This window comes from Pseudomonas sp. IT-P258, assembly GCF_949767825.1.
GTDB classification, from domain to species: Bacteria; Pseudomonadota; Gammaproteobacteria; order Pseudomonadales; family Pseudomonadaceae; genus Aquipseudomonas; species Aquipseudomonas monachiensis.
The window spans coordinates 1-213 of the sequence record NZ_CATKPU010000008.1 but is presented as its reverse complement, the minus strand read 5'-3'; the positions used below and the strand labels follow the sequence as shown (position 1 = coordinate 213).

Genomic DNA, 213 nt, shown 5'->3' with positions numbered 1-213 from the left:
GCGGTGGTCGAAGGGCGTACGGCCCTCAGTAACCTGCTGGTGTTCACGGTCAGCGTCGCCGCCAACGGCAGCGTCACGCTCGACCAGAGCCGCGCCGTGGTGCATGCCAACACAAGCAATCCTGATGATTCGAGGAGTTTGACCTCGGACAACCTGGTAACGCTGACCGCGACCAAGACCGACGGGGACGGCGACAGCGCCCTGGCGACCCTC

At 65.3% G+C, this 213-nt stretch carries 1 protein-coding gene; it reads left to right on the top strand.

Annotated elements, in window-relative coordinates:
* The coding region (locus ACM6G4_RS00035; RefSeq protein ID WP_414912730.1) for a DUF5801 repeats-in-toxin domain-containing protein at positions 1-213 on the top strand (213 nt) is incomplete at both ends.